Annotated in this window: 15 protein-coding genes; 3 read left to right on the top strand and 12 right to left on the bottom strand. The window is 32.9% G+C overall.

Going from position 1 to position 14,233, the window contains the following annotated elements; genetic code table 11:
• Positions 1 to 133: 133 nt before the first annotated feature.
• Positions 134 to 259 carry a GapA-binding peptide SR1P gene (locus COC46_RS14395; protein WP_098810401.1) on the bottom strand — a complete coding sequence of 42 codons (126 nt, stop codon included), beginning with the start codon at positions 257 to 259 and terminating at the stop codon, positions 134 to 136.
• A gap of 287 nt (positions 260 to 546) precedes the next feature.
• On the opposite strand from COC46_RS14395, the gene COC46_RS14390 reads away from it, so the two are divergent.
• Positions 547 to 747, top strand: coding sequence for a cold-shock protein (locus COC46_RS14390; RefSeq protein ID WP_069032402.1), 201 nt, complete (start codon positions 547 to 549; stop codon positions 745 to 747).
• Between the two features lie 353 nt (positions 748 to 1,100).
• Here COC46_RS14390 and COC46_RS14385 read toward each other — a convergent pair whose 3' ends face one another.
• The 10 genes from COC46_RS14385 to anmK form a co-directional block, all read right to left on the bottom strand.
• Positions 1,101 to 1,955 carry a MurR/RpiR family transcriptional regulator gene (locus tag COC46_RS14385; protein ID WP_098810400.1) on the bottom strand — a complete coding sequence of 285 codons (855 nt, stop codon included), beginning with the start codon at positions 1,953 to 1,955 and terminating at the stop codon, positions 1,101 to 1,103.
• Positions 1,956 to 2,155: 200 nt separating this feature from the next.
• Complete coding sequence (gene murQ / locus COC46_RS14380) at positions 2,156 to 3,046, bottom strand: N-acetylmuramic acid 6-phosphate etherase (protein ID WP_098810399.1); 891 nt, start codon at positions 3,044 to 3,046, stop codon at positions 2,156 to 2,158.
• Positions 3,047 to 3,110: 64 nt separating this feature from the next.
• Complete coding sequence (locus tag COC46_RS14375) at positions 3,111 to 4,007, bottom strand: BadF/BadG/BcrA/BcrD ATPase family protein (RefSeq protein WP_098810398.1); 897 nt, start codon at positions 4,005 to 4,007, stop codon at positions 3,111 to 3,113.
• A gap of 48 nt (positions 4,008 to 4,055) precedes the next feature.
• Positions 4,056 to 4,373: a PTS lactose/cellobiose transporter subunit IIA gene (locus COC46_RS14370; RefSeq protein WP_098810397.1), complete on the bottom strand. Its 318-nt coding sequence runs from the start codon at positions 4,371 to 4,373 to the stop codon at positions 4,056 to 4,058.
• 38 nt (positions 4,374 to 4,411) lie between these two features.
• Positions 4,412 to 5,752 (bottom strand): 6-phospho-beta-glucosidase, encoded by a 1,341-nt coding sequence (locus tag COC46_RS14365; RefSeq protein WP_098810396.1) that lies wholly within the window; start codon positions 5,750 to 5,752, stop codon positions 4,412 to 4,414.
• 31 nt (positions 5,753 to 5,783) lie between these two features.
• Entirely contained in the window at positions 5,784 to 6,071 is a 288-nt protein-coding gene (locus COC46_RS14360; protein ID WP_098810395.1) for a hypothetical protein, read from the bottom strand.
• A gap of 80 nt (positions 6,072 to 6,151) precedes the next feature.
• Complete coding sequence (locus COC46_RS14355) at positions 6,152 to 7,450, bottom strand: PTS sugar transporter subunit IIC (protein ID WP_098810394.1); 1,299 nt, start codon at positions 7,448 to 7,450, stop codon at positions 6,152 to 6,154.
• Positions 7,451 to 7,474: 24 nt separating this feature from the next.
• Positions 7,475 to 7,780 carry a PTS sugar transporter subunit IIB gene (locus COC46_RS14350; protein ID WP_098810393.1) on the bottom strand — a complete coding sequence of 102 codons (306 nt, stop codon included), beginning with the start codon at positions 7,778 to 7,780 and terminating at the stop codon, positions 7,475 to 7,477.
• A gap of 178 nt (positions 7,781 to 7,958) precedes the next feature.
• Entirely contained in the window at positions 7,959 to 9,053 is a 1,095-nt protein-coding gene (locus tag COC46_RS14345) for a DUF871 domain-containing protein (RefSeq protein ID WP_098810392.1), read from the bottom strand.
• A gap of 11 nt (positions 9,054 to 9,064) precedes the next feature.
• Complete coding sequence (anmK, locus tag COC46_RS14340; RefSeq protein ID WP_098810391.1) at positions 9,065 to 10,213, bottom strand: anhydro-N-acetylmuramic acid kinase AnmK; 1,149 nt, start codon at positions 10,211 to 10,213, stop codon at positions 9,065 to 9,067.
• Positions 10,214 to 10,543: 330 nt separating this feature from the next.
• Here anmK and COC46_RS14335 point away from each other — a divergent pair, with 330 nt between their 5' ends.
• Positions 10,544 to 11,737 (top strand): M20 metallopeptidase family protein, encoded by a 1,194-nt coding sequence (locus tag COC46_RS14335; RefSeq protein WP_098810390.1) that lies wholly within the window; start codon positions 10,544 to 10,546, stop codon positions 11,735 to 11,737.
• 160 nt (positions 11,738 to 11,897) lie between these two features.
• Here COC46_RS14335 and COC46_RS14330 read toward each other — a convergent pair whose 3' ends face one another.
• The gene (locus tag COC46_RS14330; RefSeq protein WP_176545159.1) at positions 11,898 to 12,596 is read right to left on the bottom strand and encodes a response regulator transcription factor; all 699 of its coding nucleotides are present in this window, start codon (positions 12,594 to 12,596) and stop codon (positions 11,898 to 11,900) included.
• A 533-nt stretch (positions 12,597 to 13,129) separates the two neighbouring features.
• Here COC46_RS14330 and COC46_RS14325 point away from each other — a divergent pair.
• Complete coding sequence (locus COC46_RS14325) at positions 13,130 to 14,032, top strand: LysR family transcriptional regulator (RefSeq protein WP_098810388.1); 903 nt, start codon at positions 13,130 to 13,132, stop codon at positions 14,030 to 14,032.
• Positions 14,033 to 14,233 lie beyond the last annotated feature (201 nt).

Below are 14,233 nucleotides of genomic sequence, written 5' to 3'. Positions count from 1 at the left end.
TTTTTGGGACTTTGTCTACAAACTAAAAGGATCTTCAAAAAAGATCCTTTTTGCATTTTCAAAATTATGGATTTTTTTTAACCAATTAAGTTTTTTAGAACTACGAAAATTGGTGTATTTTTTAGTATATATATTATTCAGCAGTTGAATTAGCAGCTTCGTTTTTGCAAGTTTCGCAAGTAGAATAGATTTTTACAACTTTTTTATATTCCGCGTACTCAATGGTTTCTTCGCATTCTTTACAGATTAAAATTTGCATTAGAAACACCTCCTAAGCCCACTATAACACGTCCGTTTCACTATTTCTCCAGGGACTTTCCCCACCCTATGGACACAAATTGTCCAGGTTAAAAAAACGTTGATATACCAATGTTTCCGAGCGGAATTAACCAAAAAAAAATTTTTTTGGTACTCATTCTTATGTCCATTAGAAGTGCCATTTAAGTTAGGCCAAAATCTTTTTTGGAGAGTAATTTGCTTATCATTAACAATATTGTTAGAATTAAATTATTACAATGTGTGTAAGACACACGAGGAGGTAACAAAATGGAACATGGTAAAGTAAAATGGTTTAATGCAGAAAAAGGTTTTGGATTCATCGAGCGTGAAAATGGTGACGATGTATTCGTTCACTTTTCAGCTATTCAAACTGATGGTTTCAAATCATTAGATGAAGGTCAAGCAGTTACGTTCGAAGTTGAACAAGGACAACGCGGACCACAAGCAACTAACGTTAAAAAAGCGTAATTAACACATAGAAAACTTGCCGATTGGATAGCGAGCTTTTAGGCGAAGCCAGAGGCGTATTTGAACTAATACATAATAACTAATGTTAGTATCTATGTCGTTTTCAATTCTCCGCTGCCAATTTATATTTTCTTAATGTGAAAAATAGTCGGATTCTAAATAGAATCCGACTATTTTTTTTCTTATAAAATAAAAAACCCTTATTCAAAATTGAATAAGGGTACAATCTAACATGGATCTCGGTAAAGAAAATGGTTTAACGTATTATATCCCAAATAAAAAGAAGATACAAATAGATAGATATTTCTTTAAAGTAATTAACCTTTTCCTGTTTTACGAATAATCCAATAACTTTATTTTTTTAATGAAGAAATAGCCGTTCTTGTTTGATCAATATATTGAATAGTTTGATCGTATCCTTGTGTTGCAACAGCCATAAATAATATATCGATAACATGAAGTTGAGCCATTCTAGAAGATGTTGCTCCGCTACGGAATGTCGCTTCCCTATTTGGAGAATTGAATAATTTAATGTCTGCCAAGTTCGATACAGAATTAGAACCAAAGCCCGTAATACTAATTGTGCTCACACTATTTTCCTTCGCAATTTGAAGTGCCTTTTGAACCTCTAACGTTTCTCCTGAAAATGAAATTCCAACTAGTACATCATTCTCCTCATGGTTAGCAATTTGTACAGCTAATAAATGCAAATCAGTAAATGCAGATGTGTATTTCTTAATACGTAAGAACTTTTGTTGAGCATCTAAGGCAACTACCATTGATCCACCTACACCAAAGAAATAAATATTTCTAGCTTTAATTAATGCTTGTACAGCTTCCTCTAAATCACTAACATTAATAATATCACTAGTATCTTTGATGGCCTGAATATTGTTATTCATCATCTTTTTAATGATGGAGCCCGTTGACTCTCCTAAATTAATATCTCTCGACCCTGCCTCTGTCGTATTGATTATATCACCAGCAATTCGGAGCTTAAGTTCTTGAAATCCTTTTAGCCCTAATGAACGACATAATCTAATAATGGCAGAATTACTTGTTTGACTTTTTTCCGCAAGTTCAAAAACTGTATATTGAATTGATTTTTCTGGATTTTCGATGATATATTTAGCTGCTCTTCTCTCAGATGGTGGAAGTTTATATAGCATTTCATTTAACATGATTAGACCGCCATTTAATGCATTCATTTAATCTACTCAACTCTCTTTGTATTTAAATAAAATTAAGAATAATGAAAAATTCCATTGAAAACTTTTGCTTTTTTGATCGTTTTCGTCAAATGTATACTACCAAATTATAAAGTAAAAAATAGAAAATCTGAATCATATTTTGGATTGAAATAGAAAAGCGACAGACTAGTGTAAAAATGACTAGTTGCCGCTCGTAATTAATTCTTTACTACCTTGCTAATAAACCCACTAGCTTGATTCAAACTAGTAATTGCTTCATCATAATTCATGCCAGTTAAAATCATGACAATTGCTACTTTCGTATGATTATTTGCTTTTGTTAGATAATTACTTGCTGTTTCATAATCACAGCCTGTTGCTTCAACAATTATTCTTTTCGCTCGATCAACTAGTTTAATATTCGTCAATTGAAGGTCTACCATAAGATTTTTATATACTTTTCCGATTCCAATCATTGAAGCTGTCGAAATCATGTTACAAATTAACTTTTGCGATGTTCCAGCTTTTAAGCGAGTAGAACCAGTTAACACTTCTGGACCATTATCTACTTCTATTTTGCTGAATGCGACCTCTCCAATTTTCGAACCTTTATTGCATGCTATTGCGACGGTTTTTGCTCCAATCTCATTCGCATACTTTAATGCACCAATTACATAAGGCGTTCTACCAGATGCAGCAATTCCTATTACGATATCATTTTTTGTAAGTGAAATCTGAACTAAGTCTTCCTTACCTAACTCTTCGCTATCTTCTGCACCTTCAACAGCTTTAATAAATGCTCTTTCACCACCTGCGATTAATCCAACCACTTCATTTGGTTTCGTTCCAAATGTAGGTGGGCATTCAACTGCATCTAATAGTCCAATTCGTCCGCTTGTACCAGCACCTGCATAGATTAAACGTCCTCCGTTTTGAAATGCTTCAACAACTTGCTGAACCACCTTTGAAATCATCGGAATTTGTTCTCTTACTGCTAGAGCTACTTTTTGGTCCTCTTCATTCATTATTTTTAAAAACTCATCAACACTTAACTGATCTAAGTCACTCGTGCGCTCGTTTCTAATTTCGGTCGTTAAGTTTTCTAACATATTTGCACCTCAATCTTAAAGGCAGGATTACGTAAAGATTTCCCTTTGTACTTCCTGCATTTAATTAGTTTACTTCGTTCTTTGCTAGAAGATATCCTCCATACGTCGAGGAAACATCTTCAGTATAAAATTCTACTATTGGATAGTGCTCACGAATTGTTTGAATAAACGTTTTTTGAACGACTGGTATTCTTTGGAGAACACTTCCTTTTATTGCAACTCGAGGCTCTTCTTTAAGATCTAACTTTTTAATCGCTTGGATTGTCGTTTTTCCAAGAAGTTGACCAGCCCTTTCTAGAACCGTTAAAGCCATTAAATCACCCATATTTGCCAATTCAACTATAAATGGGACATGTGAAGCAATCTCAGCTTTTGTATTGTGATAAATATACTTTTTAAGTCCATCAGCTTCTTTTAACTGTAGTCTTTCTAGCATTTTCAAGGATAAATAACTGAGCGGTATCCCCTCATCGAATTGCTGTGTAATCTTTTTAAAGATTTCCATGCAGATCCAATATCCGCTTCCTTCATCCCCAAGTAGATGTCCCCATCCGCCTGCCGTAACAGTACGTTCTTTATGCACTCCAATACAAATTGAACCCGTACCAGCAATTGTTAATACACCGCTTTGTCCATTAAGCAAAGCCGCATGAGCAATTTGTGCGTCGTTTACAATTTTAAAAGGAATATGAAAAGCATCATTCAATGCTTTTTCTAAAGGTCCTCGATCTCTTACTCCACCTATTCCAGCTATTCCTAAAAATAAGAATAGGCAATTCTCTTTTGATAAAGGGCTCAAGCAATTTTCAATTGCTTCGATCATGTGATTAATGCCATCTTTTTCATTGACTAGTAAATTACTAAAACCAGAAAAGCCTTGACTAATTATTTCACCTTCTAAATTATAAGCAACGGCCTCTGATTTAGTACCTCCACCATCAAGACTTATAATATATTTCACTTAAGCGCCCCCTACCATCAATGTCTATTCTATTAATATATGTAGCTATTATTTTTCAGCTAATTTTTTATGCAAACGAATGATATGCTCGATTAACTTTTGCTCGCTCATCGCTGTCATTAAATGATCTTGAGCATGAATCATTAATAAAGACTTTTCACAAGGCTGACCATTTAATTCCGCTTGAATTAAAGTCGTTTGTGTTTTATGAGCATGGCCAATTTCTTTGTGAGACTCTTCAATTAAGCGATCTGCCATTTCAAAATCATTTTTTTCCGCAGCCTCTAATGCCTCGTAAGCTAGTGATCTTGCATTTCCACCATGTGAAATAATTTCAAAAATTTCTTGTTCGTTAGTCGTATTCATCTTCATGATCCCCTTTTTTTGTTTATTGAATTTAATCTTTATCTAACTGCCAACTCGTCTTTAAAAAATAACGGTAAGTACTCTTTATGAGCTTCTAGTAGTGCATCCAATACCTCCTTAGCAGCTTCATCACTCGGAACTAAAGGATTAATCGTTAATGCCAATAATGCTTTTTCATAAGATCCAGTAACTGCTGCTTCGGCCCCAACTCGTTCAAATGATTTTATTTGCTGAACTAACCCATTTATTTGAGGTGGTAATTCACCAACTGAAATTGGAATTGGTCCTTGCTTTGTGACAATACAATTAACTTCTACTGCCGATTCACTTGGAATCCCTTGTATTGAACCATTGTTTTGAACATTTAATACTTGGATATCTTTTTTATCGTTATAGATAGAAGTAATTAGACTACATGCGGCATCACTGTAATATGCTCCACCACGTTTTTCAAGCTGAGGCGGTTTAATTGCTAAATTCTCATCTTTATACAATTCAAATAAATCATCTTCCAGCTTCTTCACAACCTCTGCACGAGTAGTACCTGTTTTGAAAGACTCTAATTCTTCATTTAATATATGTTTAGTTTTGTAATAGTAACGATGGTATGGACAAGGAAGAACTCCTAACGACATAAGAAATTCCTTTTGCCACGGGAGTGGTGCGATATTTTTCATTGTCATTTGTATTTCGGGATTTGCTAATAATTCTAAAACATGCTCAGTTACTTCTCTTCCATCAACATAAACATGAAGTCCATAAACCATATGGTTTAATCCAGCAAAATCAATATGAACACGACTAGTGTCTACTTCCAATAGTTTAGCAATCGTCATTGTCATATTTATCGGCACATTACAAACACCGATTACCTTCTTATGATTGCTATAACGAAGTAAAGCCTCTGTAACCATTCCAGCAGGATTTGTGAAATTAATCAACCAAGCATCTGGACAAAGTTGTTGCATTTCTTCAGCAATTTCAAGTAATACGGGAATTGTTCTTAAACCTTTGAATAGTCCACCTGCACCATTCGTTTCTTGACCAATCATACCGAATTGTAAAGGTATTCGTTCATCTTTAATGCGCGCTTCTAGTAGTCCAACACGCATTTGAGTCGTAACAAAATCAGCATCCTTTAAGGCAAATTTGCGATCAAGAGTTAAATGAATTTCCATTGGAACTCCTGCTTCTTTTACCATTCGTTTAGCTAGATTACCGACAATTTCTAGTTTTTCTTTACCTGCTTCTATATCAACTAACCATAGCTCACTTACAGGTAGTTCAGTATATCTTTTAATAAAACCTTCAACTAATTCTGGCGTATAACTTGAGCCTCCGCCTATTGTTACAATTTTAATTCCACATTTTTTATCCATCTAGTATACACCTTCATTTCATATTTTTTTCTTATGAATTGAATACAACAATATAACAAGTCACAGTGCAGAAAACGAATAATGAAAAAAATAAGATCGAAGCTTGTTTCTTATTCTTAAACTTACCTTCAATAAATACAATCACGCTTGTAAGTCCTACACTTAGACCTATGCTATTCGTAATAAATACTGCAAGATCTTTACTCATTCCAATTAGGAGTATGACAGGATTAAAGATAAGATTAAACGCAAGAATAAATGCAAAAAATACAAAAGCACCTTTATAACTAAAAAAGTGGAGATTCTTCGTAGTGTTCATGTTAAGCTTCCTTTCTTGCTAATTTTATAATAAATAAAGGAAGCTGGAATCTATTATCCCAAACTCCCTTTACTATGAATTTATATAGATACTTTTACGTCATTATCGATTTCGATACTAGATTCTTGCGCTACCAATTTTTTATCGTACATTTTAAAGAATGGTAAGTAGATCACAACCGATATTGCCATATTGATTACTACTAAAATAATCGCTCTCCAATCTCCACCTGTTGATAAATATGCACCTATTGGAGCAGGTAAAGTCCACGGAACCATTACGTATGTTGGATTTACAAATCCAGCTGCTGTTGCTAGGTAAGAAATTGTTGCACCAATTATTGGAACGATCATAAAAGGAATAATTAATACAGGATTTAATACAATCGGCATACCGAAAATCACTGGCTCATTAATGTTAAAAATACTTGGGATAATAGCTGTTCTTCCAAGAGCCTTTGAGTAGCTAGATTTACCTGCAATTAACATCGCAATTACTAAACCTAATGTTGCACCAGAGCCACCAATCCATATAAACCACTGGAAGAAAGTTTCAGGAGCAATATGTGGTAATTGGCTTCCAACTTTTCCAGCTGCAACTGCTGCAGAGTTATTAGCTAGATAAACTTCCCAAACAGGACGTGCAACTGCACCTACTACTGATACCCCATGGATACCAAAAGCCCAGAAAAATGTAATTAAAAATACAGGTACTAAGACACCCGGTAATGAATCACCCGCACTAATTAGCGGAGCTACAGCTTTGTCTACAAGCGAATGCGTATCAACTTTAAATACAACTGTAATTAAAGTCATTACTGTTAAAACAAATGTTACAGGAATAAGTGCTTCAAAAGAACGTGCTACAGAACTTGGAACAGATTCAGGCATTTTAATTGTAATGTTTTTAGTTTTACAAAAACGTAATACTTCAACTGCAAAAATAGAAGTAATCATACCAACGAAAAGCCCGTGACCACCCATATTAGTCATTGGTAATACAAATCCAACTTTATCAATCATTTGAACTCCAGTTGTAAATAAGAACGCGGAGCCAGCTAATAATGCACCAGAAAGCGGATCTAATTTATAGCTTTGGGATAAGCTATATCCGATCCCAAAGGTGATATAAAGGGTCATTATGAACATTGTCAATCGATACGGAATTAAAATATCCGCTATGTGTTTCGCTGCCCATAGTCCAATTGCAGAATCTGCTGGAACTGGTGGAAAAGCAATAATTAAGAATAAGCTTCCAAAAATGATAAATGGCAATGCTGAGACTACACCATCACGAATCGCTCTTAAATGCTTTTGTTCAGAAAGCTTTGCCATTGGTGTTGATAAATTGTTTTCCAAAAATGCAATAAACTTATCCATTTGTTTTCTCCTTTGTTTATTAAACTATTTAACTAGTTCTTGAACTAATTTTAATAATGTTGGCCCTCCAAGTGGACTATACGCCTGAGGTGGAATTACAGCACAAGGTACATTTGCCTCATCAGATGAAGCTTTAAAACCATCAAAACGGTGTCTTACTTGTGGTGCAACCATCGCTACATCCCAACCGTTCTTAACTTCCTCTGCAAACTCTTGAGTTCCTACCGCTAAAACATCTAGAGTTAATCCGTTCTTTTCTCCCTCTTTTTTTAAAGCATTTACTACAATCGCACTAGACATTCCGCCTGCACATACGAATAATACTTTCATACTCTTATCCTCCTAATTCAAGTTTGATAAAATAAAAGATTCAAAAAACTGTAAACGTTTTCTATGAACCTATTATATTCCTATCAAAAATAAATTTCAATATTTTCCGGAAAAAAGTGAAATAAAATTTCAAAAAGATGTAAAAAAAAATTTTACATCTTTTTGAAAAACCTATAAATTAGTTCTCTTTAAACTGAAACTTACTCCAAGGATGTAAGAAATCTAGTAAGAAAATTTCTTCCTCTACAATGCGTCCAACTACGTTTGTTTTCCCTGAATTTTCCATATCCTGAAGTGCTATTTGTAATTCACCTTTATACTGACCATATAATTCATTTTCAATTAAAATATCTCCTCTACGAATATGAGGCGTATAAGTTGGTTTAAATTCTTCATCTCTGTATTTAACGCGAGATTGCGTTGAGCGAATTAAGTAATCAGATACGTCACCTCGATAAAAATGAAACTCATCTAAAACGATTTTTTTCTCTAAATCTGTAATTGAATCATGTAAATCAATCGCTAAAGTAAATAAATCTTTGCCATTATTGTTCAGATCAGCAAGCTGTTTGAACTCTTCTTCAGATGCGTATGCATTTGCAATAATGACATCATCAATTAAATCTGAGTAAAATAAATGCTTTGCTTGAGTTACAACTGATAAATTACGGTGCATTTCTAAAGAACAAAGACCTTCTGATACTGGCCATGGACCATATGTTGCGGCTTGTGAATTAATAAACGCTGCAGTACGAATACCATGCTTTTTAAACTCTTCACTACATTTTACAAAATGTGAATAGCTTAAACCTGCGTAACGATGTGGATAAAAATTATGAGAACCGATTAAATTTGATTGATTAGGCTTATAAGCTAAAATGTTCTCTAAATATTTAGTAGCATTACTCATATTAATTTCGATTTTTAACCCATACGGATTATAAGTCATAATAGACTCTTCATTTCCGGTAAATCCCATATCAAGTCTAATACCATAAGCTCCTAAGTCAGCAAAAAACGATAGATCATTATACGAAATATTTAAAGTACCAAATACTCTAGGAGCAATATCAACAATTACTTCCATCTCTAAACTATTTGCATAATCAATTATTTCTTCGAACTCTTTTATAATCTGTTCCTTGTCACCGTTTACGGATAGTAAACAAGTAAAGATTCGTTTAAAACCATATTGATGTGCCAATTTAATATAAGCTTTGTCCTTTTCAACAGTTGAGTGTTCTGGATAAATTGAAACTCCTAATTTTTTCACGATTCTTCCTCCTAGTAAGGTTTAGGTGTAATATTCCCTAAAACAACTACTCGATTTGCCTTCGTTGCTCCAGGTACATTACTTGGTAATCCATTTACTGTTTCATTTGCTAAAATCGCAAAGGCAATTGCCTCTTTTGCGTCTGAAGAAAAACCAATGTCTTCTTGTACTAATACTTTTGAATCCTCACCTAATAATTCTTGAAGCATGTGTAGTAGCGTTTTATTATGACTACCTCCACCACCTACAATTACTTCATCAATTGGATGATTCGGCAAAATAAACTTTTTATAATTTTCGGCAATCGATTTTGCGGTAAACATCGTCATAGTCGTAATGAAATCAATTGGTGAAACCTCACTAAACTCTACTAATAATTCATCAACAAACTGTGTACCAAATAACTCTCTTCCTGTTGTTTTAGGTATTGGTGCTAATATATAAGGAATACTCATGCATCTTTTTAGTAACCTCTCATTTACAATACCTTGAGCAGCCAAATCACCATTTGCATCATATGGAACTTCAAAATAACGCTTACAAATTTCATCAATAATCATATTGCCTGGTCCTGTATCAAAAGCTACCAAATCATCTATCGTGGCATTCCTTGGGACGATCGTTACATTACCGATTCCACCAATATTTTGTAGTAAGCGTGTCTTAGTTTTGCTCTTATAAAGCAATAACTCTGAATGAGGAACTAAAGGTGCTCCATATCCACCAGCTGCCATATCCATCACGCGAAAATTAGAAACAACCTTCGTTTTCGTTTCATAAGCAATAACTGCTGGCTCTCCTAACTGCAATGTAGACTGTATAAAATTCCCTTCAGCTTCAGGCTGGTGATAAATTGTTTGACCATGCGACCCAATAAATTCAAGTTGATTTAATGAAAATTGATTTTTACTACAGATCTTCTTGACTGCATCCGCAAAAGCATAACCAAGTTTAAAATTTAAACTACATAAATGCTGAGCATTAGATGAAACAAGTGTAATAGCGTCTCGAATCTCTTTTAATAACCCATCCTCAAGAGGAATTGTCATAAAATCAATCAGTTTAACCTCAGTTTCAGCTCCACAACCATTTATCTCTACTAAAGCCGCATCAATTCCATCCAAAGATGTTCCCGACATTAATCCAACTGCATAACCCAACTCTTTCACTCCTTTATATTTTTATTAATAATACCTTAAAACAGAATTTCAATTTTGTAAAAGAAAAGAATGAAAATTTATTTTCAACTCATATCGAGAAGTTAGTTATCCATAATGTATTATTACTCATCCCACCCCACTCATACAAAGGAATATTTTTTTGTTTTTTTAAATCCTATCTTCCAAATACCCAATTACTACAGTACTAAAACAGTTAAAAACACTTTATATAATTACTAACTAGTAGAAATGTATTGTATGAATAAAAGAATAATTATACAATTCATTACATAAAAAAACAAAAAATACAGTTCAAAAGGAGAATCCTAGATGGATCATTTAGAAGCACAAATAGACGAATTAGCAGATAAATATTTTTCAAGACTGTTAGAAATACGTAGACACTTGCATATGCATCCTGAATTAAGTAACCAAGAATTTAAAACAACTAACTTTATAAATCAAGAGTTAGACAAAGCTAGCATTAAAAAACTACCTTTAATTAGTCAAACAGGAACTTCGGCCGAAATAAGTGGCAGTGATGGACCGATTGTTGCACTACGAGCTGATATTGACGCACTTCCAATTCAAGAGGAGTCTGATTTACCATTTCGCTCAGTTGTTAATGGAATCTCTCATATGTGTGGACATGATGTTCATACGACTATTGCATTAGGAGTTGGATTCATTTTACAGGAATTAAAACACTTACTTCCCGGTACAGTTCGATTAATTTTTCAACCCGCAGAGGAATCCGAAGGTGGTGCTGAGGCAATGATTGCTGAGGGATTACTTAATGATGTAAAAGCAATTATCGGACTTCACAATATGCCTGATCTTCCAGTTGGTACAATTGGTTTGAAAGAAGGCTTCCTAATGGCAAGTGTAGATGATTTTACAGTTAAGATTAAAGGTAAAGGAGGTCACGCTGCACTTCCTGAAAAAGCAATTGATCCGATTGTAATAGGCAGTGCGGTTGTTAATCTTCTACAAACACTAGTTAGCAGAACAATTTCACCAAGAGAATCTGCAGTCATTACTGTAGGCTCTTTCCAAGCTGGAAATACACATAATGTAATCCCTGAATTTGCCGTTTTAAAAGGCACAGTTCGAACTTCAAGCGAAACAGTTCGAAAGCAAATTCAAGAAAGCTTCCAAACTCTAGTTCAAAATCTTGTTCATTCACTTGGCGGAGAAGTAGAAATCGATTACCAAGTATTACTCCCCGCAGTATTTAATCATTCAAAAGTGACATCAATCGTACGAGATGCAGCAATCTCAACAGTCGGAATAGACAAAGTTGTGGCGGCAGAAGCAACAATGGGTGGAGAAGATTTTTCATTTTATCAACAAAAAGTTCCTGGTTGTTATGTATGGTTAGGCTCAAGAAATAAGGAAAAAGATATAATATATGGATGGCATCATCCAAAATTTATGGTTGATGAAGATGCTATAAAAACTGGTGTTAAACTGATGACTCGGTCAGTCTTTAAACTATTAACAGATACTACTCTTTCTATATAAATTTTAATTTCTTCCTCCTGCTTAGAAGGCAACGCATGTACTTTTTAAAGAAATTAGAAGAATCCGCAACAATTAATACTGAATGAATTAAACTCAAAAATAAAGCACTCTATTTACTACGTAATCAATTGTATACGTGTAAATAGAGTGCTATTTTGCTTTAATTGACTTCTTGTTTTATTGAAATCCAATTATTTTTTATTACTTTAATTACTGCATTTAAACGGTCTGGAACATCTAATTTCATTAAGATGTTAGCAACGTGATTTTTAACCGTTTTATTTGATATAAACAATTCTTTACCTATTTGTATATTAGAATATCCCTTAACTAATAGGTGTAATATTTCGTATTCTCTATTGGTAAGTAACTCTTTTATATGTGAATCATTAGGTGGCATAAAATGGATTGAGTTATCTTTAAGATACTTGTATTCTTTTATTAATTCATTTGTAAAACGATTATCTACCATGAATTGCCCACTTTGTACTTGCTTAACAGTATTTACTAGATATGCTTCATCAACATCCGTTAAACAAATACCTTTTACACCTACATTCAATAAACGATCTATTTCATAAAAGTCTAAAGAGTTTTTAATGGTAATTATTTTAGAAGAATCATCATGTAACATAATATTTCTTGCATGCTTTACCATTTCTCCTCCTGAAACTTGTGTTATAAGAATTGAATTGCTTACTTCCTGAAAAGAACTATTATCTTCTAAATTAAATTTTATAGCATTTATTTTATTAAATTCTAATATCGTACGAATACCAGCCACGAAAAGTGAATTTTCAACAAAAATAACAGTATTATTATTATTTCTTGGATGATTAGGAATTAATTTTGCTAACATAAACCGCCACCTCCAAATTGCAAATTTTTTATAGCAACATTTGTATTGTACATATTTGAATTGATTAAATAAATTTAATATTTTTGAAATTAAAGTTAAGCATTCCTTAAACATAAGATTATTTTTAATAAATTCTAAATTAAATAATAAATTTAAGGTTTCAAAAACTCATAGTATTATATTATGATATTTATATATATATTTTTTTTTATTAATATAATGTTCTTTGAGAGAAAAACCGCTTCATTGCGTTTTAGCTTCTTTCTTTTCAATAACAAAATAATATAATTAAAAAATTAGGAATTATTTTAATAATATAAATTTGACCTTTTACAAGATTTTCCAATCAAAAAGGTGTATCATTAAAATGTTTTCTTATTGTTAAACGTTCCTTCAGACCACATCCACAGCATAATGTTATTAGCTCCTCAATAATGAATGAAGTTACTAGATTTTAACTAACCACGATTTATAAGTGTTATTATTCTTTGGTTATTTCATGTATTAGAATTTTTTATAATTAGGAGATTACTATGAATTTCGAACAATTAGAATATCTTGTTTATGTAGCGAATGAAAAGTCAATATCTAAAGCTGCCGAAAAGTTATATATCTCTACATCAGCCATAAGTCAATCTATCTCACAACTAGAAAGAGAATTAAATATAACAATATTTAATCGTTCAAGAATAGGAACTACACCTACCCCTGAAGGAAATATTGTTATAACAAAGGCAATAAATATATTATCGAATATTAAGCAATTAAATGAGGAACTATGCAACTTAAATAGTAAGAAAGAAAAACAATTAAAAATAGTTGCGGCAACAGCGTTTTTTGATATATTTCAAGAGGCGGTTACAAACTTTAATATAGAAAATCCTCAAATCTCAATTGATGTTGATGAAATGATTCAAGAACAGTTATTAAAAGGCTTCCATCCTGATCGTTATGATGTTGGCTTCCTACCGATCGAGAAAGAAGAATTAGATAAATATCCTAAATTAGGTAAAAAGTTAATCGATAAAGCAAGAATTGGGATTGTAGTAGGAAAAAAATCCAAATTATACAATTATGAATATGTAACGCCAGAAGATTTAAATCATGAGAAAATAGTAATATTAAAAAATACTAAAAACAATATCGTAAAAAAATTCTCGAAATGTATAACTAATCATGTAATCTTGACGACAAATAATCCTAGACTACTATTAAATGTTGTGAAGGAAAGTGATGCATTTTCATTTATTCATGAGTTTACAGTAAAAAACTATCCGACATTTCGTAATGATGATCTAAAGGTCATACCGATTACTTATACTGATGAAACAAGCTACATACATCAAGAAATATGGGCTATTTATTCTCTTGAAAACGGATTGTCTATTTCTTCTAGAGAGTTTATTAAGCACATATTATTTCAACTGAATAAATAATGAATAGGAATAGTCCATTTGTAAATGGTTCCTATTCATTTTTAATTTTGGCTCTGTTAAAAAAGAATGTTGATTTTCCATTCCAGGTACTTCGCTTTCCATGGGGCGTGACTTGAGCCTCCTCAAGCAAGCCTTTAGGGGTCTCAAGTTTCCCGCATTTCCCATAGGAGTCTTCGCACCTTCCATTTCAATTAGTCTCGA

The sequence above is a fragment of the Bacillus sp. AFS041924 genome (genome assembly GCF_002577195.1).
In the GTDB taxonomy this organism is placed as follows: Bacteria; Bacillota; Bacilli; order Bacillales; family Bacillaceae_G; genus Gottfriedia.
Note: the sequence above shows the minus strand (reverse complement) of the source record. Positions and strands in the feature narration are given on the sequence as shown.